The sequence below is a fragment of the Dactylosporangium sp. McL0621 genome (genome assembly GCF_049995355.1).
GTDB lineage: Bacteria > Actinomycetota > Actinomycetes > Mycobacteriales > Micromonosporaceae > Dactylosporangium.
Window position 1 is genome coordinate 11,115,098 of the sequence record NZ_CP188259.1, and the last position, 24,413, is coordinate 11,139,510.

26 protein-coding genes are annotated in these 24,413 nt (G+C 72.0%); 14 read left to right on the forward strand and 12 right to left on the reverse strand.

Annotated elements, in window-relative coordinates; translation table 11 throughout:
• The first annotated feature begins 137 nt into the window (after positions 1 to 137).
• The 7 genes from ACPPVO_RS52590 (at position 138) to ACPPVO_RS52620 (ending at position 6,548) form a co-directional block, all read left to right on the forward strand.
• Entirely contained in the window at positions 138 to 1,316 is a 1,179-nt protein-coding gene (locus tag ACPPVO_RS52590; protein ID WP_426506871.1) for a GspE/PulE family protein, read from the forward strand.
• Positions 1,317 to 1,760: 444 nt separating this feature from the next.
• Positions 1,761 to 2,483 carry a type IV pilus twitching motility protein PilT gene (locus tag ACPPVO_RS52595; protein WP_426514859.1) on the forward strand — a complete coding sequence of 241 codons (723 nt, stop codon included), beginning with the start codon at positions 1,761 to 1,763 and terminating at the stop codon, positions 2,481 to 2,483.
• A gap of 61 nt (positions 2,484 to 2,544) precedes the next feature.
• Positions 2,545 to 3,777 (forward strand): type II secretion system F family protein, encoded by a 1,233-nt coding sequence (locus ACPPVO_RS52600; RefSeq protein WP_426506873.1) that lies wholly within the window; start codon positions 2,545 to 2,547, stop codon positions 3,775 to 3,777.
• A gap of 130 nt (positions 3,778 to 3,907) precedes the next feature.
• Entirely contained in the window at positions 3,908 to 4,381 is a 474-nt protein-coding gene (locus ACPPVO_RS52605; protein WP_426506875.1) for a prepilin-type N-terminal cleavage/methylation domain-containing protein, read from the forward strand.
• A 75-nt stretch (positions 4,382 to 4,456) separates the two neighbouring features.
• Positions 4,457 to 5,245, forward strand: a complete 789-nt coding sequence (locus tag ACPPVO_RS52610) for a prepilin peptidase (protein WP_426506877.1) — start codon at positions 4,457 to 4,459, stop codon at positions 5,243 to 5,245.
• Between the two features lie 23 nt (positions 5,246 to 5,268).
• Positions 5,269 to 5,865, forward strand: a complete 597-nt coding sequence (locus ACPPVO_RS52615; protein ID WP_426506879.1) for a hypothetical protein — start codon at positions 5,269 to 5,271, stop codon at positions 5,863 to 5,865.
• 5 nt (positions 5,866 to 5,870) lie between these two features.
• Positions 5,871 to 6,548, forward strand: coding sequence for a phosphatase PAP2 family protein (locus ACPPVO_RS52620; RefSeq protein ID WP_426506880.1), 678 nt, complete (start codon positions 5,871 to 5,873; stop codon positions 6,546 to 6,548).
• A gap of 55 nt (positions 6,549 to 6,603) precedes the next feature.
• On the opposite strand, the gene ACPPVO_RS52625 is transcribed toward ACPPVO_RS52620, so the two are convergent.
• From ACPPVO_RS52625 to ACPPVO_RS52650, 6 genes are all read right to left on the reverse strand, one after another.
• On the reverse strand, positions 6,604 to 7,233 hold the full coding sequence (locus ACPPVO_RS52625) for a lysoplasmalogenase (protein WP_426506882.1): 630 nt from the start codon (positions 7,231 to 7,233) through the stop codon (positions 6,604 to 6,606).
• On the reverse strand, positions 7,230 to 8,057 hold the full coding sequence (locus tag ACPPVO_RS52630; RefSeq protein ID WP_426506883.1) for a sterol desaturase family protein: 828 nt from the start codon (positions 8,055 to 8,057) through the stop codon (positions 7,230 to 7,232). Before ACPPVO_RS52630 ends, ACPPVO_RS52625 begins: the two co-directional genes overlap by 4 nt.
• Positions 8,054 to 8,746, reverse strand: coding sequence for a FadR/GntR family transcriptional regulator (locus ACPPVO_RS52635; protein WP_426506885.1), 693 nt, complete (start codon positions 8,744 to 8,746; stop codon positions 8,054 to 8,056). Before ACPPVO_RS52635 ends, ACPPVO_RS52630 begins: the two co-directional genes overlap by 4 nt.
• Positions 8,747 to 9,180: 434 nt before the next feature.
• Positions 9,181 to 9,816 carry a hypothetical protein gene (locus tag ACPPVO_RS52640; protein WP_426506887.1) on the reverse strand — a complete coding sequence of 212 codons (636 nt, stop codon included), beginning with the start codon at positions 9,814 to 9,816 and terminating at the stop codon, positions 9,181 to 9,183.
• A gap of 145 nt (positions 9,817 to 9,961) precedes the next feature.
• On the reverse strand, positions 9,962 to 12,013 hold the full coding sequence (locus tag ACPPVO_RS52645) for a M3 family metallopeptidase (RefSeq protein WP_426506888.1): 2,052 nt from the start codon (positions 12,011 to 12,013) through the stop codon (positions 9,962 to 9,964).
• Between the two features lie 22 nt (positions 12,014 to 12,035).
• Positions 12,036 to 13,229, reverse strand: coding sequence for a citrate synthase (locus ACPPVO_RS52650; protein WP_426506889.1), 1,194 nt, complete (start codon positions 13,227 to 13,229; stop codon positions 12,036 to 12,038).
• Positions 13,230 to 13,389: 160 nt separating this feature from the next.
• Here ACPPVO_RS52650 and ACPPVO_RS52655 point away from each other — a divergent pair, with 160 nt between their 5' ends.
• On the forward strand, positions 13,390 to 14,613 hold the full coding sequence (locus tag ACPPVO_RS52655) for a homocitrate synthase/isopropylmalate synthase family protein (RefSeq protein WP_426506890.1): 1,224 nt from the start codon (positions 13,390 to 13,392) through the stop codon (positions 14,611 to 14,613).
• Positions 14,614 to 14,626: 13 nt separating this feature from the next.
• Here ACPPVO_RS52655 and ACPPVO_RS52660 read toward each other — a convergent pair whose 3' ends face one another.
• Positions 14,627 to 14,824: a hypothetical protein gene (locus ACPPVO_RS52660; RefSeq protein WP_426506891.1), complete on the reverse strand. Its 198-nt coding sequence runs from the start codon at positions 14,822 to 14,824 to the stop codon at positions 14,627 to 14,629.
• Between the two features lie 135 nt (positions 14,825 to 14,959).
• Between ACPPVO_RS52660 and ACPPVO_RS52665 the strand changes: the two genes are divergently transcribed.
• The 4 genes from ACPPVO_RS52665 (at position 14,960) to ACPPVO_RS52680 (ending at position 18,528) form a co-directional block, all read left to right on the forward strand.
• Positions 14,960 to 15,106, forward strand: a complete 147-nt coding sequence (locus ACPPVO_RS52665; RefSeq protein WP_426506892.1) for a hypothetical protein — start codon at positions 14,960 to 14,962, stop codon at positions 15,104 to 15,106.
• Positions 15,094 to 16,482 (forward strand): histidine kinase, encoded by a 1,389-nt coding sequence (locus ACPPVO_RS52670; RefSeq protein WP_426506894.1) that lies wholly within the window; start codon positions 15,094 to 15,096, stop codon positions 16,480 to 16,482. Before ACPPVO_RS52665 ends, ACPPVO_RS52670 begins: the two co-directional genes overlap by 13 nt.
• The gene (locus ACPPVO_RS52675) at positions 16,479 to 17,144 is read left to right on the forward strand and encodes a response regulator (RefSeq protein WP_426506895.1); all 666 of its coding nucleotides are present in this window, start codon (positions 16,479 to 16,481) and stop codon (positions 17,142 to 17,144) included. Before ACPPVO_RS52670 ends, ACPPVO_RS52675 begins: the two co-directional genes overlap by 4 nt.
• 178 nt (positions 17,145 to 17,322) lie before the next feature.
• Positions 17,323 to 18,528 (forward strand): glycosyltransferase, encoded by a 1,206-nt coding sequence (locus tag ACPPVO_RS52680; RefSeq protein WP_426506896.1) that lies wholly within the window; start codon positions 17,323 to 17,325, stop codon positions 18,526 to 18,528.
• A gap of 229 nt (positions 18,529 to 18,757) precedes the next feature.
• Here ACPPVO_RS52680 and ACPPVO_RS52685 read toward each other — a convergent pair whose 3' ends face one another.
• A complete protein-coding gene (locus ACPPVO_RS52685) occupies positions 18,758 to 19,069 on the reverse strand; it encodes a hypothetical protein (RefSeq protein ID WP_426506898.1) in 312 nt (103 codons plus the stop codon).
• Complete coding sequence (locus tag ACPPVO_RS52690) at positions 19,066 to 19,635, reverse strand: hypothetical protein (protein ID WP_426506900.1); 570 nt, start codon at positions 19,633 to 19,635, stop codon at positions 19,066 to 19,068. The genes ACPPVO_RS52685 and ACPPVO_RS52690 overlap by 4 nt, the downstream gene beginning before the upstream one ends.
• A 19-nt stretch (positions 19,636 to 19,654) precedes the next feature.
• Here ACPPVO_RS52690 and ACPPVO_RS52695 point away from each other — a divergent pair, with 19 nt between their 5' ends.
• Positions 19,655 to 19,795 carry a hypothetical protein gene (locus ACPPVO_RS52695; protein ID WP_426506901.1) on the forward strand — a complete coding sequence of 47 codons (141 nt, stop codon included), beginning with the start codon at positions 19,655 to 19,657 and terminating at the stop codon, positions 19,793 to 19,795.
• A 90-nt stretch (positions 19,796 to 19,885) separates the two neighbouring features.
• Here ACPPVO_RS52695 and ACPPVO_RS52700 read toward each other — a convergent pair whose 3' ends face one another.
• Positions 19,886 to 20,617: an SDR family oxidoreductase gene (locus tag ACPPVO_RS52700; RefSeq protein WP_426506902.1), complete on the reverse strand. Its 732-nt coding sequence runs from the start codon at positions 20,615 to 20,617 to the stop codon at positions 19,886 to 19,888.
• Positions 20,618 to 20,928: 311 nt separating this feature from the next.
• On the opposite strand from ACPPVO_RS52700, the gene ACPPVO_RS52705 reads away from it, so the two are divergent.
• On the forward strand, positions 20,929 to 22,275 hold the full coding sequence (locus ACPPVO_RS52705) for a DUF1996 domain-containing protein (RefSeq protein WP_426514860.1): 1,347 nt from the start codon (positions 20,929 to 20,931) through the stop codon (positions 22,273 to 22,275).
• A gap of 45 nt (positions 22,276 to 22,320) precedes the next feature.
• Here ACPPVO_RS52705 and ACPPVO_RS52710 read toward each other — a convergent pair whose 3' ends face one another.
• Positions 22,321 to 22,920: a DUF4142 domain-containing protein gene (locus tag ACPPVO_RS52710; RefSeq protein WP_426506904.1), complete on the reverse strand. Its 600-nt coding sequence runs from the start codon at positions 22,918 to 22,920 to the stop codon at positions 22,321 to 22,323.
• A 98-nt stretch (positions 22,921 to 23,018) separates the two neighbouring features.
• Entirely contained in the window at positions 23,019 to 24,350 is a 1,332-nt protein-coding gene (locus ACPPVO_RS52715) for an SPFH domain-containing protein (protein ID WP_426506906.1), read from the reverse strand.
• Positions 24,351 to 24,413 lie beyond the last annotated feature (63 nt).

Sequence of the window (24,413 nt, forward strand, 5' to 3'; positions counted from 1 at the left end):
ACGACGGCAACCGACACAGCGAAGCATCCTCACGACAGCACCGGGACCCGTCAACGAGGGCGCCCGACGCGCCCGGGGTGAAACCCGAAACTCACCCGGATTGGCGCCGATAAGACCAGCAGTGACCCGGGGGTGAGATGTACCAGACGTTCAGGCCGCTTCTGGACGCGCTGAAACAACGCGGTGCCGATGCGCGGGCGGTCGACCGTGCGGCCGACGAGGCCGAGCGCACCGGCCGGTCCATCCGCGCCGTGCTCATCAACGACCACGTCGTCACCGAGGAGCAGCTGACCGAGGCGTCGGCCGACGCGTACGGCATCGCCACCCTCGACCTGGTCGGCTACCCGATCGACCCGGCCGCCGTCACCAAGATCCCGATGGCCCTGGTGCTCAAGCACCGCGTGCTCGGCATCGCCCTCAAGGACAACGAGATCACCGTCGGCATCACCGACCCGGGTGACGTCCTGGCCCTGGATGACGTCCGCGCCGCGACGGGGCTCCTGGTGCGCCCGGTCGTGGTCGCCCGCTCCGAGCTGCGCAAGATCATCGACCGGCTCAAGCGCGAGGAGAACGATCTCGGTGAGGTCGCGGAGAGCCTCGCCGCCGAGGCCGTGCCGTCCGTGTCGAGCCTCACCTCGCTCAACGAGGACGCGCCGATCGTGCGGTACGTCAACTCCCTGATCGAGCAGGCGATCGTCAACCGCGCCTCCGACCTGCACCTGGAGCCGGGCGAGCACAGCATGCGGGTGCGGTACCGCATCGACGGCGTCCTGCACGAGGTCGACACGGTGCCCAAGCACGTGCAGGCGGCCCTGATCTCGCGCCTGAAGATCATGTCGAACGTCGACATCACCGAGCGCCGGGTGCCGCAGAACGGCCGCATCACCGTCGAGATCAACAAGCGCGCGGTCGACCTGCGCACCGCGACCCTGCCCACGGTGTGGGGCGAGAAGATCGTGCTGCGGGTGCTCGACACCAGCGGCATGGACCTCAAGCTGACCAAGCTCGGCTTCGGCAAGGGCAACTACGAGCGCTTCGCCACCTCGTTCAACAAGCCGCACGCGATGCTGCTCGTCACCGGGCCGACGGGCTCGGGCAAGTCCACGACGCTCTACGCGACCCTCGCCGAGATCAGCAAGCCCACCGTCAACATCATCACGGTCGAGGACCCGGTGGAGTACCGGCTGCGCGCCTCGGCGCACGAGATCCAGGCCGTCGCCTACCGCGAGGGCCTGCTCGACCTGCGCGTCGACGGCCTCGCGAAGGCGGCCGACGGGCAGACCTCCGTCCCCGAGGTCGTGCGGGTGGCCGTCTAACGCTCAGCTCCGGGCCCATCCGGCCGATCCGGGGAACGAGGACCATTACCCGCAAGGGAGCGCTCGTGACCCAAACGATCCCCGGCGCCCTGGCGTCCCGCACCGCCACGAGCGACGAGCGGGCGTCCCTGGACGCGATGCTCGTCTCGCTGGTGCGCGTCGGCGGCTCCGACCTCCACCTGACCGTGGGCGCCCGGCCGACGGTGCGGATCAACGGCGGGCTGCGGTACCTGCCCGGCTACGACGACCTCACCCCCGAGGACTGCGCGATGCTGGCCCGCGCCGCGATGACCACCGAGGCCCAGTGGCAGCAGTTCCTGGAGGTGCGGGAGCTCGACTTCGCCTACGCCATCGAGGGCGTCTCGCGCTTCCGCGTGAACCTGTACAAACCAGCGCGGCTCGTTCGGCGCGGCCTTCCGGGCCATCCCGCACAACATCAAGCCGCTGGACCAGCTCGGCGTGCCCGAGCAGGTGGCCCGCTTCGCGCACCTGCACCGCGGGCTGGTGCTGGTGACCGGCCCGACGGGCTCGGGCAAGACGACGACCCTGGCCGCGATCCTCGACCTGGCCAACCGAACCCGCTCCTCGCACATCGTGACCATCGAGGACCCGATCGAGTTCCTCCACGAGCACAAGCGCTGCCTGGTCAACCAGCGCGAGGTCGGCGCCGACACCCAGTCCTTCGCCCTCGCGCTGCGCCACGCGCTGCGCCACGCGCTGCGCCACGCGCTGCGCCAGGACCCCGACATCATCCTCGTCGGCGAACTGCGGGACCTCGAGACCACCTCGACCGCGCTCACCGCCGCCGAGACCGGCCACCTGGTGCTGGCCACCCTGCACACGCAGAGCGCGGCGCAGACCGTGGACCGGGTCATCGACATCTTCCCGCCGCACCAGCAGCAGCAGGTCCGCGCGCAGCTGTCCAACGCCCTGCAGGGGGTCGTCACGCAGGCGCTCGCGCCGCGGGCCGACGGGCAGGGCCGCACGATCGTCTCCGAGATCATGTTCGCCACGCCCGCGATCCGGAACCTCATCGCGAGGGCAAGAACCACCAGATCCCGTCCTTCATGCAGTCCAGCGGCAACGACGGGATGCTCTCGTTCGACCAGCACCTGGCCGAACGGGTCCGCCAGCAGCTCATCACCTACGAGTCGGCGCTGGAGCTGAGTCACTCGGCCGAGGAGTTCCGCCGGCTGGCGGGCCGGCAGTAAGGGCAGAGGTGTTCCGAATGGTTGCCACCAAGACGTACGAGTACCAGTCGATCGACCACGCCGGCAAGCGCGGCAAGGGCAGGATCGAGGCGTCCAACGAGCTGGCCGCGGCCCAGGCGCTGCGCCAGCAGGGGCTCACCCCGCTCGCCATCACCATCGCCGACACGCTCATGAAGCGCGATCTGCACATCCCCGGGCTCGGCGACCGCACGACCCTGAAGGACCTGGGCGTCTTCGCGCGCCAGTTCGCCACGATGACGCAGTCGGGCATGTCGCTGCTGCGCTCCCTCGGGGTGCTCCAGGACCAGGCGGCCAAGCCGTCGCTGAAGAAGGCGCTGGGCGAGGTGCGCCTGGACATCGAGGGCGGCACGTCGCTGTCCGGGGCGCTGGGCAAGCACCCGAAGGTGTTCCCGACGCTGATGGTCGCGATGATCCGGGCCGGCCAGACCGGCGGCTTCCTCGACAACGCGCTGGATCGCATCGCGACGAACCTCGAGAAGGACGCGGCCCTGCGGGGAAAGATCAAGAGCGCGCTGACGTACCCCGTGATCGTGCTCGTCTTCACCGCCGTGATGATCAGCGCCGTCCTGATCTTCATCGTTCCCATCTTCGAGAAGATGTTCAAGCAGCTCGGCAGCCAGCTGCCACTGCCGACCCAGATCATCGTCACCGCCAGCCACACGCTGTTCTGGCTGGGCCCGCTGCTCATCGTGGCCGGGATCGTCATCACCGTCGCGTTCCGCCAGATCATGGCGAACAACCCGGCCGTGCGGCTGTGGTTCGACAAGGTGAAGCTGCGGCTGCCGGTCTTCGGGCCGCTGTTCACGAAGATCGCGTTGAGCCGCTTCTCGCGCAACCTCGGCACCCTGCTCGGCGTCGGCGTGCCCATCCTGCAGGCCCTCGACGTGGTCGGGGCCACCACCGGCAACACCGTCATCAGCACGGCCATGGCCGACCTGCAGCAGGCGGTTCGGGAGGGTCGCCCCATGTCGTCACAGCTGGGAACGCACAAGATCTTCCCGCCCATGGTGGTCCAAATGGTGGAGGTCGGCGAAGAGAGCGGCCAAATCAGTCAGATGCTCGAAAAGGTTGCCGATTTCTACGACCGAGAGGTCGACAGCGCGGCAGAGGCGCTCACCGCGTCGATCGAGCCGATCATGGTGCTCGTCATGGGTGGCGTGGTCGGCGGCATGATCGTCTGCCTGTACCTGCCGATGTTCTCGATCTACCAGAACATCCAGAGCAACTAGACCGCAACGGACCCCGCAGCGCCGGTGCAACCGGGGGTCCCGTTACTGAGAAAACCCGCACCACCACCCGAACACCCCAGGCCCAGGCCCCGGAGCAGGAGGCTCATCCATGACCCAGACGCTGCGCAGGATGCAGAAGAAACGTGCCGCCGGCGACAGCGGGTTCACGCTCGTCGAGCTGCTCGTCGTCGTTGTCATCATCGGCGTGCTCGTCGCCATCGCGGTGCCGATGTACCTCAACTACCGCAAGGGTGCGGCCAACAAGTCGGCCGAGTCCGACGTGCGCGCCGCCGTCAGCGCCGTGGAGCAGTTCTACACCGAGAACGGCAACGCGTACCCGTTCAGCGGCTCCAGCACCGCCGACAAGCTCGTCTTCGGCACCACGGCGAGTGGCGCGACGGCTACGGGCGGCACGCCGCAGACCGCGACGCTCTCGCCGGGCAACAGCATGCAGTACAAGAACAACGGCGCTTCGTACCGCATCTGCGGCATGAACGCCGACGGCAAGGTCATCTACGTGTACGACTCGGCCGTCGGCGGCTCGGTCAAGAAGGCGACCGCCCAGGACGACCTCGCCGCCTGCATCGCGAGCGTCAACCCGTAGTCCCGTCCGACGGCGGCCCGCACCGGGGTTCACCGGGTGCGGGCCGCCACCGACCCCCGGAAAGGAGACCTTGGCGTGGCGTTCGTTCTCGTCGTCGCCGGCGTCCTCGGCCTCGCGGTCGGCTCGTTCCTCAACGTCGTCATCCACCGGGTCCCGCGCGGCGAGTCGCTGCTGCGGCCGGCGTCGCACTGTCCACAGTGCACGGCCCCGGTGCGCCCCTGGCACAACGTCCCCGTGCTCGGCTGGCTCGCCCTGCGCGGCCGCTGCGCCGACTGCGCCGCCCCGATCAGCGTGCGGTACCCCCTGGTCGAGCTCGGCACCGCCGCGCTGTTCGTCGCCGTCGCCGCCCGCTTCGGCGCCTCCCGCCCGCTGCTGCTGCCCGCCTGGCTCTACCTCGCCGCGATCGCCGTGGCCCTCGCGCTCATCGACCTCGACGTGCTGCGCTTGCCCAACGCGATCGTGCTGCCCGCCTACGCCGTCGCCCCGCTGCTGTTCCTGCCCGCCGTGATCGTCGATCGCGACTGGGGCACGGCCGTGCGCGGGCTGCTCGCGATGGCCGCGCTGTGGGCCTTCTACTTCCTGCTGTCGATCGTGTACCCCGGCGGCATGGGCTTCGGCGACGTGAAGCTCGCCGGCGTGCTGGGCCTCTACCTCGGCTCGCTGGGCTGGTCCTCGGTCGCCGTCGGCACGCTCGCCGCGTTCGTCCTCGGCGGGGCCGCGGGCCTGGCGCTGATGGCGTCCGGGCGCGCCGGGCGCAGGACCGCCCTGCCGTTCGGCCCGGCGATGCTGGCCGGCGCGCTGCTGGCGCTGTTCGCCGCCGCGCCGATCACCGCCTGGTACACGAACCTGCTCATCCCTGCCTGAACCGGTCCTGCCGAAGGAGCACGATGGCCGCAGTCAACCTGATCGGACTGGACATCGGCACGGTGTCCATCCGCGCGGCGGAGACCAGCAACAGCAAGGACGGGCCGGTCATCAGCAACTTCGGCCACATCCTGCTCCCGCCCGGGCCGTGCAGAACGGCGCTGTGCAGGACGAGCACGCCGTCACCGCGGCGCTGCGGCAGCGGGCAGATCTGGACGTACGACAGCTCGAAAACGAAGACGAACGTGTGCCTGACGACCGCCGAGCCGGGCGCCGCCTCGCACTTCGTGACGGCGAAGACCTGCCCCGCCCTGACCGACGCCTCGGCGCTGTGGACGGTGTCGTACCAGGAGAAGACCTACGGTGCCAGCTACGTCATCAAGGACCACAACGGCAGCTGCCTGGTCCCGACCAACCTCGACGACCCGAAGCTGCCGGCGGCGGCCATCTTCAAGGGCAGCACCACGGTCAGCAAGCTCGTCGTGGCCGCCTGCGACGGCTCGAAGCTGCAGAAGTGGAACGCCCCGGCCAACATCGAGGACCCGACACCCCTGAAAGAACATCGGGGAAAAGTAGGGGCATCGACCGGATGGCATCGCGGCCGCTGCGGACGAGGCTGAGGCGCATGAGCATCACGGTGGGGGCGCCGCGGGGCGAGGTGTCGCTCGGGCGGCAGGCGGGGATCGGGCTCGGGGCGGCAGTCGCGTACCTGCTCGTGCGCGGGGCGGTGAGCGCGACCGACGGCCGCGCCCAGTCCAACGCGGACGCGGTCGCGCGGCTGGAGGGCTCGCTCGGGCTGCGCGAGTTTGTGACCACGAACGCGTTCGTCGCGGACGCGTCCAAGTGGCTGTACACGTGGGGGCACTGGCTGGCCGCGGCGGCGATGCTGGTGTGGCTGGCCCGCCGGCAGCCGGCGCTGTACTACCGGGCGCGGGACACGATGCTGCTCACCGCCGGGGTCGCCGTGTTCGTCTTCGTGGTGTTCCCGGTGGTGCCGCCGGACCTCGGGGGCGGCCTGGCCTCGCTGCCGTCGCTCGACGCCGGGTGGGACGTCGTGCTGGGCCTGAGCGTCGCGGCCGCGGCCGGGCGCGCCTGGGTGCGGGCCGCCGGGGCCGGGCTCGCCGCGCTGATGGCCTGGTCGGTGGAGCTGACCGGGCACCACTACCTGCTCGACGTGCTCGCCGGGGCGGCGCTGGCCGGGGGCGCGTGGCTCTTCGTGCGGGCCCGTCGGCGGCCGCAGCGGCTGCGCGGGTACGCGGGCTGGGACGGGCTGGACCTGCACAAAACCGACAACGCGGAGTAGTCCTGCGGCTACCCTGTGCGGTGCTGACCGGCGACGAGGTCCGGGTGCGCTTCGACTACGCCCCCGGCGACGAGATCCCCGCGCTCACCGGCGCGCTGCGGGTCTCGGTCCCGGCCCACGCGCACTGAGCGGCGGTCGCGATGAGGTACAGCGCCGCGCCGTAGGTGGCCATCACCACCAGGTCCCGGCCGGGGAAGTGCAGGCCGGCCGCCCCGACCCCGATCAGGAGGTCGGAGACGAGGAACAGGGCCCCGCCGGCCCCGGCCCGCACCGAGACGCCCGTGGCGGCGCACGCCATCGAGACCAGGGCGAGGCTGTACCCCAGGATGGGCCCCCGCAGCGCGCCCAGCTCGCCCCAGAGCGCGGCGTTGGCCCCGGCCCAGAGCACCGCGTACCCGGCGACCGCGAGCGCCCGCGGCCGGTGGTCGCGCAGGAACGCGACGAGCAGGGCGACCTGGGTGCCGAGGAACGCGGCCATGCCGAACAGGAACGCCCCGGGAATCAGGAGCACGATGTCGCCGATCGTGGCGAACACGAGGGCGATCGTGACCGGGCCGCCCTTCTTCAGGTACCAGATCAGGATCGGGGCCATCAAGGGCTTGGCGATCCACTGCAGCACGTGCACATCGGTCGCGACACCGGCCAGCTCCACGGCGACCGCGAGCCAGAACAGCTTGAGCTTCACGCCGCCGGCTCCCAGCCCGGCCGGCCGAACACGAAGCGCAGCCGGTCGCTCCAGCGCGTCGCCGCGCGGACGTCCTGCCAGATCGCCGCGTACTCGTGGGTGGCCACGCGCAACGGGTTGTAGGTGGCGATGTTCTTCGTCAGGCCGTAGCGGACCGGAGCGCGCTCGGGCTCGAACGAGCCGAAGATCCGGTCCCAGATGATGAGGATGCCGCCGTAGTTGCGGTCGAGGTACTCCGCGTTGGCGCCGTGGTGCACGCGGTGGTGCGACGGGGTGTTGAAGAACCACTCGATCGGCGCCCAGAGCCGGTTCACCCGCTCGCTGTGCAGGAAGAACTGGTACGCCAGGCTGATCGACTGCTGCAGGAAGACCATCCAGGGCGGGATGCCCAGCAGCGGCAGGAACAGCCAGAAGGGCGTCCCGGTCATCGGCGTCCAGCTCTGGCGCAGGGCGGTGCTGAGGTTGAAGAAGACCGACGAGTGGTGCACGACGTGCCCGGCCCAGAACACGCGGACCTCGTGGTGCAGGCGGTGGAACCAGTAGTACGCCAGGTCGTCGGCGAAGAACAGCACCGCCCACGTCCAGGGGCTGTGCGGGTCCATCTTCAGCGGCGTCAGCACGTAGAGCCCGGCGAAGGCGACCGCGACCAGCAGCTTCCAGGGCACGCCGATGACCTGGCTGCCCAGCCCCATCGACAGGCTGGTGGCGGTGTCGCGGACCTCGTAGCCGCGCTCGTCGTCGTCGGGCAGGAAGCGGTACGAGACCGCCTCCATGACGATCAGCAGCAGGAACGCCGGCACGGCGTAGAGAACGGCGGGGATCATACGGCGGCCGCCGGCGCGTTGAGGAGCGTCGCGGCCTGAACCTCCGCCGCGGCGGCGTCCCCGGCGGCGATGTACTCACCGAGCCGCCGATGCCCGGCGACGTCGAGCAGCTCGGCCGTCCGGTGCGCGGCCGGCACCCGCCCGACCGCGAGCGCACCGCCGACGAGGCTGTTGAACGCGAGCAGGTAGGCGGTGTTACCGCTGCCGAGCAGGATCGCCCGCCACAGCACGATGTTGGCGGCGCCCATCCGCTCGAGGTCGGGCGCCTCGGCCGCGTACGCCTCGACCGCGGCGGCGACCGCGGCCTTGTCCGCCTCCCGGCCGCGCCGCGCGCAGAGCCGCGCGGCATCGGCCCCGAGGCAGGCCCGCATCTCCAGCACGTCGCGTACGAGGTGCTCGACCGGGAGGAGATCCTGGACGCCCGCGGCCATGGCCAGGTCGAGGCCGGCGTGCTCGCGCCAGTCCAGGACCTTGGTGGCGCCGCCCTGGGCGACCCGGACGAGGCCGAGCTGCTGGAGCCTTCGCAGAGCCTCCCGCACCGCGTGCCGGTTCACCGCGAACCCGGCGGCGAGGTCGCGCTCACTCGGGAGGCTGTCGTCGGGGCGGTACTCGCCGGCGAGGATGGCGTCGCGGAGCTGGGCGAATACGTGGTCGGACACTGAGGTGCGGCTGGCGGGCACGAACTCCATGCCCGGGAGTCTGCCACTCATCAACTGGTTGGACCAGTGGTGCAGTCGCGATAAGTTCGAGGCTTGGTAATCGGACTTATCGCACTTGTGCCCGACCAGACGATAAATTTAGATAAGTCACGCACGGAGCGTCCGACATTTGTGACCGCCTTTGCACGCCGTGGCGCACAGCCGGGACCACCGAATGACGACCCGCACGAACCCGGCAGCAAACAACGGCCAAGAGGCACAACCGTGAGCAACAACGAACCGGGACCACGCTTACCCATTGCGGGCGCCGGAGGCTCCCGCCACCATCGGCCGAGCGTCGCCGGTCAGCCCTCGTCCCGGTAAGTTGACCGTAAAGCCACAAACCGGATACGCCACCCGTCAGGCGATAAATCCGATAAGTCGCGGCGCGAAGCGCCCGACTTATCGCGCCAACACGGCGCGAATCAGTCGTTAGCCGTCAGCTCGTCGACGATCTTCTGAGCCGTCGTCGTGTGCTTGGCGTAAGCGCTCGCGAAGGCGCTGCGCTGCACGGCCTGCGCGGCGTTCGTGACGCTCATTTTTTCCCAGCCGCTGACCTTCTGCAGCTTCGTGTAGAACTTGGCCGACGCGAACGCCGGGTCCATGAGCTGCTCCGGCGTTCCCCAGATGCTGACCCGCTGCTGGAAGATGCCCACCGAGTCGTAGTTCGTGCCGGTGCCCTCGTGCGGGAGCTTCATCGACGCCGGGACCTTCGGGTTCGCGAGGTTCTTGAGGTACGTCTCCTGCAGGGCCGTCGCGATCGCCACGACCATCGCGCGCTCCGGCAGGTTCATCTGCCGGGCGACCTCCACGACGATGTAGGCGTTGTTCGTCTGCTCCTGGGTCATGCCCGCGACCGGCTTCGGCACCAGCGGCTGGCCCGGCAGCACCGCCTGGGCCGCGCCCCGGGCCGCGTTCGCCCGGGCGTGCGTCTCGTAGAACTTGGCGGAGTCGAAGCTGACGTCGTCCGCAACGGGGGTTGCCGGCCGATCCGGGAAAATCGCCCAGGACACACCGACACTGATCAACGAGGCGACGAGGCTGACCACGGCCAGCAGCATCAGTCTGCTCAGGTGCAGACGACGTGCGGCCGCGCGCCTGCGCCGGGGGGTGGCGCCACGCACCGCGACAGCTTACGAACGTGGCGCCCGTACCGAAAGGCGGGATCCACCGCCTTATGAAAAACCTAAGGAAGACTAAGGAACCTTACTCAGCGTCACCGAGTAGCCCACGGCGCCTGAGCAGCGGTTCGATCAGTGGGTCGCGGCCCCGGAACGCGCGGTACACGTCCATCGAGTCGGCGCTGCCGCCCTTGGCCAGCAGGCCGTCGCGGAACGCGTCGCCGCTGTCGCGGAGCAGGCCGCCGCGCTCGGTGAGCCAGTCGACGGTGTCGGCGTCGAGGACCTCGCTCCAGATGTACGAGTAGTAGCCGGCGCTGTACGCCGCCCCGCTGAAGATGTGGGCGAAGTACGGCGTGCGGTAGCGGGGCGGCACGAACGGCGTGGCCACGCCGGCCCGCTCCAGCGCCTCGGCCTCGAAGGCCACGACGTCGGTGACGGCCCCGGCGCGCTCGGCGTCCAGGGTGTGCCAGGCCAGGTCGAGCAGGGTCGCGGCGAGGTACTCCACCGTCGCGTACCCCTTGTTGAACCGCTCGGCCGCGTGGAGCCGGTCCACGACCTCCTGCGGGAGGCGGTCGCCGGTCTCGTGGTGGCGGGCGTAGTTCTCGAGCACCTCCGGCCAGAACATCCACACCTCGTTGACCTGGGAGGGGTACTCGACGAAGTCCCGCGGCACGCGCGTGCCGGCGAACTTCGGGTACTGCACCGAGGAGAACAGCGTGTGCAGCGCGTGCCCGAACTCGTGGAACAGGGTGCGGACCTCGTCGAGGGTGAGCAGCGTCGGCTCGCCGTCGGGCGCGCGGTTCACGTTGAGGTTGTTGCACACGACCGGGGACGTGCCGAACAGCCGCGCCTGCGGCACCAGCGCGTTGGCCCAGGCGCCGCCGCGCTTGGACGCGCGGGTGAAGAAGTCGCCGATGTAGAGCCCGAGCGGGCTCCCGTCATGGTCGAAGACCTCGAAGACGCGGGCGTCGGGATGGTACGCGTGCAGGTCCGGCCGCTCGGTGAAGCGCAGCCCGTACAGCTTCTCCGCGGCGAAGAAGACGCCGTCGTGCAGGACGCGTTCCAGCTCGAAGTACGGCCGCAGCTCGCTCCCGTCGATGGCGTAGCGGTCGCGGCGCAGGCGCTCGGTGTAGTAGGACCAGTCCCAGGGCCGCAGCGTGAACTCGTCGCCGATGACGGCCTGCAGGTCGTCGGCCTCGGCGGCGGCGTTGGCCATCGCCGCCGGGACGAGCTTGGCGAGCATCTCCTCGACCGCGGCGACCGAGCGGGCGGTGTTGTCGGAGATGGTGTACGCGGCGTGGTGCTCGTAGCCCAGCAGCCGGGCCCGCTCGGCCCGCAGCCGCACGATGCGCAGCACCAGGCCGGTGGTGTCGTTGTCGCCGCCGGCCCCGCGGCCGATGGAGGCGTTGTGCAGCCGCTCGCGCAGGGCCCGGTCGTGCAGGGCGGCCAGCGGCGGCTGCGACGTGGGCAGGACCAGGTTGAGCGCGTACTGCCCGTCGAGGCCCCGGTCCTTGCCGGCGACCGCCGCGGCGGCCACGGCGTCGGCGGAGAGCCCGTCCAGGGCCGCCTCGTCCTCGACGATCACGGCGCGGGCCTTCATCTCGTCGCGCACCAGGTTGCCGAACTCGGTCGCCAGCCCGGCCAGCTCGGCGTTGATCTCGCGCAGCCGCTCGTGCTGCCCGGGCGACAGCTCGGCGCCGGCCCGCACGAAGTCGGTGCGGTAGCGCTCCAGCAGCCAGGCGCCCTCGGCGTCGAGGCCGAGCTCGGCCCGGCGGTCGTAGAGGTCCTTGATGCGGGTGTACAGCCCGGCGTCGAGCATGATGGCGTCGCTGTGGGCCGACAGCCGCGGTACCACCTCGGCCTCGATCTCCTGGAGCCGGTCCGAAGTGTGCGAGCTCGTCAGGGTGAAGAACGCGGCGGAGGCGCGCTGCAGGGTCCGCCCCGAGCGCTCCAGGGCCACCAGGGTGTTGTCGAACGTCGGCGGGGCCGGGTCGGCGACGATGGCGGCGACCTCGGCGCGCTGCTCCTCCATGCCGCGCTCGAAGGCCGGCAGGTAGTGCTCGACCTCGATGCGGTCGAACGGCGGCAGCTGGTAGGGCAGGTCGCTCGGCACGAAGAACGGATTGTCCGTGGTCACCAACCGACTGTATCGTCGTCGGCTACTCCAGCGGGCCCGTGTAGGCGGCGCGGAGGCGCAGCCGCGTCGGCTTCGCGTACTCCTCCATCGCGTGGGCGAGCCAGCCGGCCGTGCGCGCGATGCCGAAGATCGCCTCGCCGGCCCCGCGGGGCATGCCGGCCAGGTGGGTGAGCAGCCCGAGCGGGAAGTCGATGTTCATGGCGGGCAGCGCGCGCCGCCGCGCCTCGTCCAGCACCGCGTCGGCGACCGCGAGCCGCGGGTGGCCGGGTACCGCCTGGCGTACCCGCTCCAGCAGCGCGTCCCCGCGCCCGTCGCCGGCCCGGTACACCACGTGCCCGAACCCGGCGATGCGCTCGCCGCGCCGCAGCCGCTCCCCCATCGCCGGCGCGGCCCGCCCCGGCTCGGCGACCTCGGCCAGCAGTGACTCGACCCCGAGCGACGCCCCGCCGTGCAGGGCCCCGCTGGTGGTGCCGAGCCCGGTGGTGACCACGGCGTACGGGTCGGCGCGGACGGAGGCGGCGACGCGGGCGGCGAGCGTGGACGCGGCGAGCTCGTGGTCGGCGAGCAGGACGAGCGCGAACCGCAGCACGTCGGCGAGGCGCTCCCCGGCCCCGGCCCCCGACAGCTTGCGCCACAGCCGCGCGTGCAGCCCGCGGTCCCGGCCGTCCGGCGACGCCTCGGACGGCAACGCGTCGACCATGCCGGCCATGAGCCCCTTGCCGGTCTGCGCGACGGCGGCCGGTTCGAGGTTGTACCGCACCGGATCGGCGACGGCGAGTGCGGTGACGATGACCTGGAGCCGCTCGAGCGGCAGCACTTCGGGCGAGAGGCCGCGCTGGGCCTCCCGGGCGGCGGCGAGGGCGTCGGGCGCCGTCTCCCAGACCTCCGGCGCCCCCGCCTCCGCGCCCGTCCACAGCCAGGTCGCGGCCTCCTCGAGCCGCCAGGTGGCGGCGAGCCCGACCGCGTCCCGCCCGCGGTAGTAGTGCCGGTCGGCGCCGAGCATCGTGACGGCCGACTCGATGACGAGCTCGGTGGTGCCGGCCTGGCGCCGCGGCCGCCCGCGCCGGGCCAGCTCCTCGATCTCGGCGCGGTTGAAGACGCTGCGGCCGTCGGCCTTGCGCCGGGTCAGCGTGCCCCGGCTGACGTACGCGTAGAGCGTCGCCGCCTTGACCCCCAGCCGGAGCGCCGCCTGCTCAGCACTCATCCACTCGCTCATGCCACGACCTCCGCTTCGCTCCGGCCGCGCCATGACGAACCCTGGGCCAATTGATGAGCGGCCACTCCGCTTCGCTCCGTACCGCTCACGCGCGTTGACCTTACGACGTTGATTTTAGTCAACGTTGACACAAATCAGGTACGACAGTCAACCTGAGGGCATGCCTCAAATCCACTTCCTCGACGTCACCAACCGCGACGGGGTACAGACGGCCCGGACCGGGCTGTCCAAGTTCGGCAAGACGATGGTGAACTTCTACCTGGGCCGGCTCGGCGTCGCGCAGTCCGAGATCGGGTTCCCGTTCCTGTTCCACGAGGTGCCGTACGTGCGCGCCCAGACCGCCCTCGAGCGGGCCGGCGCGTTCGGGTCGCTGCGGCTGTCGGGCTGGTGCCGCGCGGTCGCCGCCGACGTGGAGCGCTCCGCGGGGCTCGGGCTGCGGCACTACAACCTGTCCATCTCCACGTCCGACCAGATGCTGCAGAACAAGTTCCGCGGCCGGCTCGACCGCGACGCGCTGATCCTCCAGATGTCGGCGGCCGTGCGCGCGGCCAAGTCCGCCGGCGCCGAGACGGTCGGGGTCAACGCCGAGGACGGTTCCCGCACCGACGAGGGCTTCCTCACCGAGTTCGGGCTGGCCGCGCGGGAGGCCGGGGCGGACCGGCTGCGGTACTGCGACACGATCGGCGGCGACACCCCCGCCCGCATCGGCGAGCGCTTCGCCAAGCTGGCCGGGGCCGTCGGCCGGCCGATCGAGACGCACTGCCACAACGACCTGGGGATGGCCGTGGCCAACTCGCTCGCGGGCGCGTTCGGCGACCTGGCCGCCGGGCAGGACGCCTGGATCAACACGTGCGTCAACGGCATCGGCGAGCGCTCCGGCAACGCGGACCTGATCTCGTGCATCCTGGCCCTGCGCCACGGCTTCGGCGTGCCGGAGGGCGCGGAGATCGGCGACGCCCTCGACCTGACGTGGGCGCGGCGGTTCGCGGCCTGGGCGGCGTACGCGTTCGGCCAGCCGCTGCCGAACAACCAGCCCGGCGTCGGCCCGAACGCCTTCGCGCACGAGTCCGGCATCCACGCCGACGGGGCGCTGAAGGACCACCGCAACTACGAGCTCTACGACGAGGAGTTGCTCGGCCCGTACCCGGCCGACCGGCACGCGCGCGCCGGGCGGATCGTGCTCACCGGCGAGTACGGCGGGCTGGCCGGCTTCCGGCACGTGCTGGAGGACCTCGGCGTCGAGGTGACCGACGAGGCCAAGACGTTCAAGCTCGTCCAGCTCGTCAACGCGTCGACGGGACGCCCGCTGACCGACGACGAGCTGCGGCTGATCGCCGCCTACCCGGACGAGCTGGCGCTGCTCTACCCCGGCTACCTGGACTGAGCGGCCGCGCCGCTCAGAGCATCGCGTGCTCGACGATCCAGTCGAGGCGCAGCGTCTCCTCGTGGCTGAACTCCAGCTCCACGATGTCGGTGTAGCGGCGGGTCACCTGCAGCGGCGTGAACCGGTGCACCGCGCACTCCATCCACACCGGGATGCGCGAGGCCGGGTTCGCCAGGACGACGTGCTTGCCGCAGCGGAGTGGGTTCGCCATGTCGGCCAAGCTATCCGCGGGCCGTTCGCGCACCCACCCGGACACCCGGGGCCGGGGCATACACCAAATGGTGTACGCCCCGGTGTCACCGCCGGCAGGACGACCGCGACCGCGCCGGTCCCTAGCGTCGGCGGCATGAACAAGACGAACCAGGGCCTGGTCATCGGCCTGGCCTCCGCACTCATCGGGGTGCTGTACACGCTCGGCCCGCCCACCGCCGCACGGGCGGCGGGCGGGCTCACCGTCATCGGACGTGCGACGGTGGTCCAATGCAACCGCTGACCCGGGCCACCACCGGCGCGTTCGGCGCCATCACCGTGCTCGGCGTGCTCAGCGCGACCGCGGCGGCCGGGGCCCCGCTCGCCGACCCGGGGCCGATCAGCCTCGCCGGGGCGCTCTTCGGCCTGTTGTTCCTGCAGCGGCGGTACCCGCTCAGCGCGCTCGCCCTCGCGGCCGCGACGATCGCGGCGCTGCGCATCTCGCACCTGACCGACGCGGGCTGGCTCTGGCCGGCCACGCTGCTCTACGTGCAGGCGGCGCTCGCCCGGCGTACGACGACGGTGGTCGCGGCCGTCATTCTGCACGCGCTGATCGCGTTCAACCTCGACTGGACCGTGCTCGGGCACACGGCCCGCGCGGCCATGTCGGGTGTCGCGACCGACGCGTTGTGGGTGTCCGCGGCGATCGGCTTCACGGTGTCGTACCGCAACTGGCGCAACCTGCAGGCCGAGTCTCTGCAGCGGCTGCGCACCGAGCTCGACGAGCAGCGCACCGCCGAGCGGCTGCGCCTGGCCCAGGAGGTGCACGACGCGGTGGCGCACACGCTCGCCGTGGTGGGCGTGCACGTCAACGTCGCCGCGGACGCGCTCGACTCCGACCCCGACGAGGCCCGGGCGGCCCTGCGCCTCGCCCAGGACATCCGCCGCCGGGCGATGGCCGACCTGTCCGCGCTCGTGGGCGTCCTGCGCACCACCGGCGACGGCGTCGCCCCGCCCGTGGCCCCGCCGGCGCTCGAGGACCTCGTCGCGGGCGTCCGCGCGGCCGGGCTGGACGCGGCCCTGCACGTCGACGGCGACGAGGATCAGGTGCCGTTGCCGGTACGGCTGGTCGCGGCCGCCGTCGTCCGGGAGGCCCTCACGAACGTGGTCAAGCACGCGGGGGCCCGCCACGCGACGGTCCGGGTCCACTATGGACCGTCCACCGAGGTCACCGTGGCCGACGACGGGGCGGGCGCGGGCGCGGGGCCGACCGGGCACGGGCTGCGGGGGCTCGCCGAGCGGGTCACGGCGCTCGGGGGCTCGTTCAGCGCGGGGTCGCCGCACGGCGACTCGTCCGGCACGGGCGCGCCGCACGGCGACTCGTCCGGCACGGGCGCGCCGCACGGCGACTCGTCCGGCACGGGCGCGCTGCACGGCGACTCGTCCGGCACGGGCGCGCCGCACGGCGACTCGTCCGGCACGGGCGCGCCGCCCGGCGACTCGTCCGGCGTGGGCGCGCCGCCCGGGGGCTCGTTCAGCGCGGGGTCGCCGCCCGGCGACTCGTCCGGCACGGGCACGCCGCCCGGTGGCTCGTCCGGCGTGGGCGCGCCGCCCGGGGGCTCGTTCGGCGCGGGGGCGGGCGACGGAGGCTTCGTGGTACACGCGAAAATTCCGGCATGACCGTGCGCGTCCTGCTCGCCGATGACCAGGCCCTCGTCCGGGCCGGGTTCGGCAGCCTGCTGCGGCGCAGCCGGGACATCGACGTCGTGGCCGAGGCGGGCACCGGGGACGAGGCGGTGCGCGCCGCGCGGGCGCATCGGCCCGACGTCGTGCTCATGGACATCCGGATGCCCGGGCTGGACGGGATCGCCGCGACCCGGCTCATCTGCGGCGATCCCGCGCTGGCGGGGACGCGGGTGGTGGTGCTGACGACGTTCGAGACCGACGAGTACGTCTTCGCGGCCCTGCGCGCGGGGGCGAGCGGGTTCCTGACCAAGGAGGTCGAGCCGGACGACCTGCGCCGGGCGGTGCGCGTGGTGGCGGCGGGCGAGGCGCTGCTGTCGCCGAGCGTGACGGCCCGGGTGGTGACCGAGTTCGCGCGGCGGCCGCTCGGGGGCGGCGGGCGGCGGCTGGACTTCCTCACCGCGCGGGAGGCCGAGGTGGTCCGGCTGGTCGCGAGTGGACTGTCCAATGAGGAGATCGCGCGGGCGCTGTACATCAGCCCGCTCACCGCCAAGACCCACGTCACCCGGGCGATCGCGAAGGCCGGGGTGCGCGACCGGGTGCAGCTGGTGATCCTGGCGTACGAGTCCGGCCTGGTGAGCGTGCCGGGCCCGGAGTGATCGCCGCGGCTTGTCCGGACAAATGTGGACATGATAGTGGCGGTTCGGATGACCCAGCGGCGCCGTTCGGACGACTCACCGTATCGAGGGACGACGTCGGCCAATCCGTGACTTCCCGGAAACGCACAGTTCACTGGTTCAACCTGACAGGACGGCCACGACGGGTGATGATTTGCCCGTGACTAGCCAACTCCGCGTGATGTCGATCTATGAGGGCTTCTTCTCCGGGGGTGCCCGGGCCCTGCACACCACGGTCGTGGCCGGGCTGCACACCGGTGGGAGCCACCACCATTCGGTGCTGAGCATCTATGCGGCAATGCGCCGCGAGACGCTCCTGCAGCGCATGGAGGAGGACGCCAGCTACCGCTCGCTGAGCGCGATCGGCGTCGAGGTCCGCTCGCTGGGCCGCCGGATCGGGGGCGACACCGCGGCCCGCAAGACGTTCAGCCCGTCGGAGGTCGCGACCGCGATCGCGCAGGCGGAGCGCGCCGACATCATCCTGTCGCTCAAGGAGCAGCCGCTGCGGCTGGTGAACCGGCCGGGCTTCCCGCACCGCCCGGTGATCGTCTGTCTGCACCGCTCCGACCCGGAGAACCAGGGCAGCGCGCTGACGGAGTTCAAGACCGCGGTCGCGGACGGCCGGGTCGCCGCCGCGATCTGCTGCGCGGAGTCGACCCGCTCGGCGTACGAGGCGGCGGGCATCCCCGCGGGGCTGCTCAAGGTGATCCCGAACGGCGTGGACCTCTCCCGCTTCCAGCCGGTGCCGGCCCGGCGCCGGGCCGCGCTGCGCCGCGCGCTCGGCGTACCGGCCAAGGCCGAGGTCGTCACCCTCGCGGCCCGCTACGACCCGATGAAGAACATCCCGTTGTTCCTGGCCTCCGCGCGGCGCTACCTGGAGCGCGAGCCCAACGGCCACGTCCTGCTGTGCGGGGCGGGCATGACCACGGCCAACGCCGAGCTGTGCGGGCTGCTCAACGACCTCTTCGACGACGAGCCGCGGTTCCTGGCCCGCGTGCACCTGCTGGGCATCCGCCGCGACATGGAGGCCGTGTACGCGGCCAGCGACGTCGTGGCCCTCACGTCCACCAGCGGCGAGGCGGCCCCGCTGTGCCTGATCGAGGGCGCGATGTGCGGCGCCGTACCGGTCTCGACCGACATCGGCGACACCGCGATCATCGTCGCCGGCCACGGCCTGATCACGGCGGCGGAGCCGGACGCGATCGCGGCGGGCTGGTCGGAGGCGGTCGACCGCCGCGCGGAGTTCACCCCGAGGCTGCTGGGCAGCCGGGAGCGGTTCAGCCACACGCGGATGATCGCCTCGTACGCGACAGTGATCGACGCGGCCTACCACGACCTGGGCCTGCGCGTGCCCCAGCGCCTCTGACGGTCGCCGCCGCTCCTACCACCGCCGGAGGGCCGGCCACACCAGGGCAGCACCGCCAGGTACGCCGGAACCAGCAGGCCCGCGACGATCAGCCCCCACCAGCCCGAGCCGAGCGGCGCGGCGGTCAGCCCGGCCGCGCCGCCGGCAAGCGCCCGCAGGCCGTGCGTGAACAGCCCACCGACCCGCAGCCCGGTCGCGTGCCGGATCCACAGCAGCCCGACGGGCCAGGTCAGCGCGACCGCTGGTGAGGGCCTGCGCGCGGGCGGCGTGCACCCGCAGCCGCCCGGCCGCGGCGGTGACGGCGGGCAGGTCGCCCCCGGGCCGCGGCCGTGCGCGCCGCCGTGCCCGCGTCGCGCACCTGCAGCAGCTCGCCGCGGGCGAACCAGCCCGTGACCGCGATCCACAGCGCGCCGGCCAGCACCAGGCCGAGCAGCTGCAGGGCCCAGAAGCGCACGGAGGAGACCCGGGGCCGCAGGAGGTCCCAGACGCGGACCGCGCGCTGCCGGACCCACGGGTTGGTCAGCGCCCGCGCGAACGTCATCGCGTGGCGTGGGTGGCGACGTGGGCGCCGCGGCGCAGGCGGGCGACGGTGATCAGGGCGGCCCCGCCGACGACGAACGCGAGTCCGGCCGCGGTGTAGCCGAGCGCGCCCGAGCCGGTGACCGGCAGGCCCGAGGTGCGCGCGGCCGGGCCGCCCGCGGCGACGGTGAGCGCGACGGTCAGGGTGACTCCGGAGGTCTGCCCGGTGAGCAGGATCGGCAGCTGGCCGGAGAAGCCGGCCGGGAGCTGGACGGTGGCCGAGGCGTTGCCCTGGGCGTCGGCCTGGACGGTGGCCAGGTGGGTGCCGGCCTCGGCCCGGACGCGGGCACGGGACTCGCCGGTCACGTTGATTGTCGCGTCGAAGCTGACCCACTCGAACGGCTGGAAGCCGTGGCCGGTGACCACGACGGTGCCGCCGGCGACCGGGGTCTGGTCGGAGACCTCGGCGCTGCTGGGCATCGGCTGCGGCTCGACCAGGGCGGGCGAGGACGACGGACTGGGCTCGGCGAGCGCGACGCTACCGAGCGCGGTGGCGGCCGCCAGGCCGGCGAGGGCCGTTCCGGCCACTGTCAGGCAACGCATAAGGATGGTTCCTCTCGTCGCCGGCCTGGGCGCGCTCGGCCCGCTGCTGCGCGCCCGGGCGCTGCTGCCCGCCAAGTACTTCTACGACGGCGACTACATCGCCGCGCCGCACTCGGTCACGGCCGGGCTCGTCAACGCCTGCTGACGTTCGCGGCGCTGCTGGTACCGCTGCCGCTGGCTCTTGCCGGCGACCGGGCTCGCGTTCTCCTGGCCCTTCGACCGCCCGGCCGCTTCCTCAAGCGGCCCATCCGCCGTCGGCGCTGATCGACGCGCCCGTCACGTAGCCGGCGTCGTCGCCCGCCAGGAACGCGACCACCGAGGCGATCTCGGCCGCGTCCGCGTACCGGCCGAGCGCGGTCAGCCCGGCCATCGCCGCCGCGTTCGGCTGGGAGGCCGGGTTGGCGTCGGTGTCGGTGGGGCCGGGATGCACGAGGTTCACCGTGATCCCCCGGGGGCCGAGCTCGCGCGCCAGGCCCTTCGTCAGGCCGGCGAGGGCGGTCTTGCTCAGGGCGTACATCGTGAGGCCGGGAAAAGGCACTCGTTCGGCCACGTTGCTGCCGATGTTGACGATCCGGCCGCCGGCGCCGAGATGCCGGGCCGCCGCCCGCGCGGCCGCGTAGGGGCCGCGCACGTTGACCGCCAGGGTCCGGTCGAGCTCGTCGATGCCCTCCGCGCCGGGCAGGAAGATCGCCGCGTTGTTGACCAGGATGTCCAGGCGCCCGAGCAGCTCGGCGGCCTCGTCGACGGCGCCCGCGACGGCCGCCGCGTCCGCGCTGTCGGCCTGGAGGGTAAGCGCTCTCCGACCCCGCTCCTTGATCTCGCACGCGACCGCGGCCGCCGGGGCCGCCCCGCTCTGGTACGTAATCGCCACATCCGCGCCGCGGGCCGCCAGCTCCCGCGCGATCGCCGCCCCGATCCCCCGCGAACCCCCGGTGACCAGCGCGACCTTGCCATGCAGTTCGTTCATGCCGTTCAGCATGGCTGCCGCCGCCCCCGCGGTCTGGCGGTGATCAGACCTGGCGTTGGGAGTGGAGAGCGCTCTCCCTGACTGTCTTAAATTCCGCTCATCTTCGTCCTATTTGCACGGTTACAGGGCATCCGGCACGGCCGACGTATTGACGGGTCGCCGCAGCGGGCGCAACATGGGAGAGCGCTCTCCGAGCGCGCACCCAGCCGGTCCGCCACCGGCGCCCCACACCCCTGGGAGCTGCATTGAGAACCAGACGCCTCAGAAGAATCGGGATCCCCATCGGGGTCACCACCGCCGTGGTGGCGTCGATGGTCGTCGGCGCCTTTCAGCTGACGTCCGCCGACGCGGCCACCGCCACCCTGCTGTCACAGAACCGGCCCGCGCTCGCCTCGTCGACGGAGCTCGGCGAGTCCCCGGCCGCGGCCGCCTTCGACGGCAGCGACACCACCCGCTGGAGCAGCCAGTGGAGCGACCCGCAGTGGCTGCGGGTCGACCTCGGCTCCACCGCCACGATCTCCCAGGTCGTGCTGCAGTGGGAGGCCGCCTACGCCAAGGCCTACCAGATCCAGACCTCGGCCGACGGCAACGCCTGGACCAGCATCTACAGCACCACCACGAGCACCGGCGGCACCCAGACCCTGAACGTCACCGGCTCCGGCCGCTACGTGCGCATGTACGGCACGCAGCGCGGCACCGGCTACGGCTACTCGCTGTACGAGTTCAAGGTCTACGGCACCTCGGGCACCACCCCGCCGGCGTCGGACGGCCCCGGGTACGTCATGGCCAACCCGCCGGTCACCGGCGTGGTCCCGTCGACGGCCACCCCGCCGGCCACGAACCCGCCGACGACCCACCACGAGTTCCAGGCCAACTGCTCGGTGAGCCGCAGCAACCTGCCGGACGACCCGATCGTGTTCTACGGCCTGCCGGGCGCGTCGCACTCGCACACGTTCATGGGCAACACCACCACCAACGCGAACACGACGCTCGCCTCGCTGCAGGCCGGCGGCACCGCCTGCATCACGCCGGGCGACAAGACCGCGTACTGGATGCCCACCCTGCTCAACGGCGACCAGGCCGTGCAGCCGGTCGGCCGCCAGGTCATCTACTACAAGAGCGGCGTCCTCGACTACCGCAGCGTCCGCCCGTTCCCGGCCGGCCTGCGCTACGTCGTCGGCAGCCCGGCCTCGACGCTCGACGAGTTCAAGAACCACCCCGGCCACGTCGAGGGCTTCGAGTGCGGCGACATCACCAACCAGTGGGACATCCCCGCCAACTGCGTCGCCGGCAGCCAGCTCAACGTCCGGTTCCAGGCCCCCAGCTGCTGGGACGGCCTGCACCTGGACACGCCGGACCACAAGTCGCACATGGCGTACCCGGTCGTGGGCGTCTGCCCGCAGGACCACCCGGTCGCCGTGCCGATGATCGAGTTCAAGATGGCCTGGCCGGTCAGCGGCAACATGGCGAACGTGCACTTCTCCAGCGGCCGCGGGTACTCGTTCCACTACGACGTCTACAACGCGTGGGACGCCCCGACCCTGAAGGCCCTCTCGGACCACTGCATCAACGGTGGCCTGCAGTGCGACCCGCGCGGCTTCGACCAGTACAAGCCGGACCGCGGCGCGGCGCTGAACGAGAACTACGTTCTGCCGTAACGGTTTTCCGAGGGCCCGCCCGGTTTTCCCGGGCGGGCCTTCGCCTTACCCGTTGCAATCCAGCGCCGTCAGCGCCGTCGAGATCATCCGCTTGTGCTCCTGCAGCGTGGGCAGCGTGTTCCGCGCGAACGCGACGATGTCCGCGTTGTCGCCGTGGTCCGCCTCGTTCTCGAACATCGCGATGACCCCGACGTGGTCGAGGTACTCGGCCGGCACGTACGCACAGTCGAACAGCAGCCCGTCGAGGCGCGACCACGCGTTGAGAATGTTCTGCTGGGCCGAGTCGGGCAGGTCCGGCGTCGACATGCCGTTCGCCCGGGCCAGCTGCGAGAGCTTGGTGCCCGCCCGGTTGTGGTCACTGACCATCCTGGTCCCGAAGTCCTTGACGCCCTGCGAGTAGCCCCGCCCGTGCGCGAGCGAACCGGCGGCGACCTCGAAGTTCCCGGCGTACCCGGCCGCGATCACGAACTGCGAGTCCTGCGCCGACAACTGGGTGGGGGCCGCGGGGTCCGTGGGCACCGGGTCCGTGGGCACTTGGTCTGTAGGTGCCGCCGGGTCCGGCGGGTCCATGGGCGCCGCCGAGGCCGGCACCGTCCCGAGCACGACGGCGCCGACCACCGCCACGGCAAGCATCGGCAATCGCATGACAACCTCCCGCTGAAGCGATCTTGGTTGCCTGATTGCCGACGCCCGCGCCGCCAAACGGTTCGCTCGGTTGCAATGCGCCGCTGCCGCAGGGCCCCTCAGGTCTGCCGCAGGGCGTTGACGACCGCCGTGAGCTCCGCGACGACGCTCGCGATCGACGTGCCGTCGTTGCCGCCGATCGTCACCGAGCGCAGCTCCGCGGGCTTGGGCAGCTTCGCCACGATCTCCGGCAGGCGGTCGATCAGCTGCGCCTGCACGCTCTCCGGCGAGCGTACGTTGGCGATCTCCGCCCGCTGCCGCTCCCGCTCGACGTCCAGCAGCGCCCGCTCGTGCGCGTCGCGGGCCCGGGCCGCACCCAGGGCCAGCTCCGCCTCCGCGCCCAGCCGCGTCAGCTCCGCCTCGCGCTCGATGCGCAGGCGCCCGATCTCGGCCTCCTCGGCGGCGAGCTCGCGCTCCAGGGTCAGGGCGTGCCGGTTCGTCGCGTCCTGCAGGTCGGCGAGCGCGCGGGCGTCCTCCTGCTCGCGCTGGGAGCGGCGCAGGGCCTCGCTCGCCTCGCGGTCGAACTCGTGGGCCGCGCTCTGTGCCCGCAGGTCGGCGAGGTCACGGTCGCTGGCGATGCGCTGCGTCTCGCGCTGGCGCTGGGCCGTCAGTTCGCGCTCGGCCACGGCCTCCTCGGCCGCGAGCTCGGCCAGGCGGGCGATGCGGCCCTGCTCGCTGCGGTACGGCTTCTGCAGGTTCTCCCACAGCCGCGGCGAGCTGACCACCGCCTCCTTGATCTGCACCGTGACGATCCGCAGCCCGAGCCCGTCGTCGGCGCCCGAGCCCTCCGCGACCGCGCGCAGCCGCGCCGTGAGCTCCTCGATGATCGGTTGCTTGTCGCTCAGTACATCGGCAACGCCCAGGGTTGAGACCTTGTCCTTGATCGCCGCCTCGGCCTGCTCCTTGAGCTGCAGGTTGACCAGTCGCATGGGGTCCTCGGCGTCACCGAAGTCGAGCCGGCGGTACGCGGTCGCGAAGTCCTGAATGATCCACTGCACATAGGCCTGCACCAGTACCCCCTGAAGCTCGCGGCAGATGCAGTACGCGTTGATCAGGATGGTCTGCATGGCGCCCGGCACCACCAGGTACGAGTCGGTCGCCGGGTTGTACCGGAACGACACCCCGAGCCCGACGTGCAGCGGCTCGGCCCGGCCGCGCCGCGTGTGCACGACGAACGCGTTCGGCGGGACGAGTACCGTCTTCCAGCGCCCGAACCCGGTCACCCGCACCTCGACGGCGTTGGGCGTGGGCTGGCGCCCGCCCTCGGCGCGCGTCCGTTCCTGCGGTGGCGGCGGCCCGCCCGCGGGCGCGGCGCGCTTCGAGCGCAGGTCGGACTCCAGCCGCTCCTGCTGCCTGACGACCTGGTCGAGGTACGTGTTGGTGTTCGACATCCGCCGCTCCTCTTGGGGGTGTCCGCAGTGGACGGTGCGGCATCAGTCTGCCAACCTCGTACA

Excerpts from the sequence above, each read along its gene's own strand:
- ACPPVO_RS52660 (WP_426506891.1), bottom strand. The coding sequence starts at position 14,824 with ATGGCGAACCCACTCCGCTGCGGCAAGCACGTCGTCCTGGCGAACCCG.
- ACPPVO_RS52705 (WP_426514860.1), top strand. The coding sequence starts at position 20,929 with ATGGTCGTCGGCGCCTTTCAGCTGACGTCCGCCGACGCGGCCACCGCC.
- ACPPVO_RS52620 (WP_426506880.1), top strand. The coding sequence starts at position 5,871 with ATGAGCATCACGGTGGGGGCGCCGCGGGGCGAGGTGTCGCTCGGGCGG.
- ACPPVO_RS52675 (WP_426506895.1), top strand. The coding sequence starts at position 16,479 with ATGACCGTGCGCGTCCTGCTCGCCGATGACCAGGCCCTCGTCCGGGCC.
- ACPPVO_RS52655 (WP_426506890.1), top strand. The coding sequence starts at position 13,390 with ATGCCTCAAATCCACTTCCTCGACGTCACCAACCGCGACGGGGTACAG.
- ACPPVO_RS52615 (WP_426506879.1), top strand. The coding sequence starts at position 5,269 with ATGGCCGCAGTCAACCTGATCGGACTGGACATCGGCACGGTGTCCATC.
- ACPPVO_RS52600 (WP_426506873.1), top strand. The coding sequence starts at position 2,545 with ATGGTTGCCACCAAGACGTACGAGTACCAGTCGATCGACCACGCCGGC.
- ACPPVO_RS52685 (WP_426506898.1), bottom strand. The coding sequence starts at position 19,069 with ATGACGTTCGCGCGGGCGCTGACCAACCCGTGGGTCCGGCAGCGCGCG.
- ACPPVO_RS52650 (WP_426506889.1), bottom strand. The coding sequence starts at position 13,229 with ATGAGCGAGTGGATGAGTGCTGAGCAGGCGGCGCTCCGGCTGGGGGTC.
- ACPPVO_RS52635 (WP_426506885.1), bottom strand. The coding sequence starts at position 8,746 with ATGGAGTTCGTGCCCGCCAGCCGCACCTCAGTGTCCGACCACGTATTC.
- ACPPVO_RS52670 (WP_426506894.1), top strand. The coding sequence starts at position 15,094 with ATGCAACCGCTGACCCGGGCCACCACCGGCGCGTTCGGCGCCATCACC.
- ACPPVO_RS52715 (WP_426506906.1), bottom strand. The coding sequence starts at position 24,350 with ATGTCGAACACCAACACGTACCTCGACCAGGTCGTCAGGCAGCAGGAG.
- ACPPVO_RS52630 (WP_426506883.1), bottom strand. The coding sequence starts at position 8,057 with ATGATCCCCGCCGTTCTCTACGCCGTGCCGGCGTTCCTGCTGCTGATC.
- ACPPVO_RS52665 (WP_426506892.1), top strand. The coding sequence starts at position 14,960 with ATGAACAAGACGAACCAGGGCCTGGTCATCGGCCTGGCCTCCGCACTC.
- ACPPVO_RS52590 (WP_426506871.1), top strand. The coding sequence starts at position 138 with ATGTACCAGACGTTCAGGCCGCTTCTGGACGCGCTGAAACAACGCGGT.
- ACPPVO_RS52695 (WP_426506901.1), top strand. The coding sequence starts at position 19,655 with ATGGTTCCTCTCGTCGCCGGCCTGGGCGCGCTCGGCCCGCTGCTGCGC.
- ACPPVO_RS52640 (WP_426506887.1), bottom strand. The coding sequence starts at position 9,816 with ATGCTGCTGGCCGTGGTCAGCCTCGTCGCCTCGTTGATCAGTGTCGGT.
- ACPPVO_RS52700 (WP_426506902.1), bottom strand. The coding sequence starts at position 20,617 with ATGAACGAACTGCATGGCAAGGTCGCGCTGGTCACCGGGGGTTCGCGG.
- ACPPVO_RS52710 (WP_426506904.1), bottom strand. The coding sequence starts at position 22,920 with ATGCGATTGCCGATGCTTGCCGTGGCGGTGGTCGGCGCCGTCGTGCTC.
- ACPPVO_RS52605 (WP_426506875.1), top strand. The coding sequence starts at position 3,908 with ATGCAGAAGAAACGTGCCGCCGGCGACAGCGGGTTCACGCTCGTCGAG.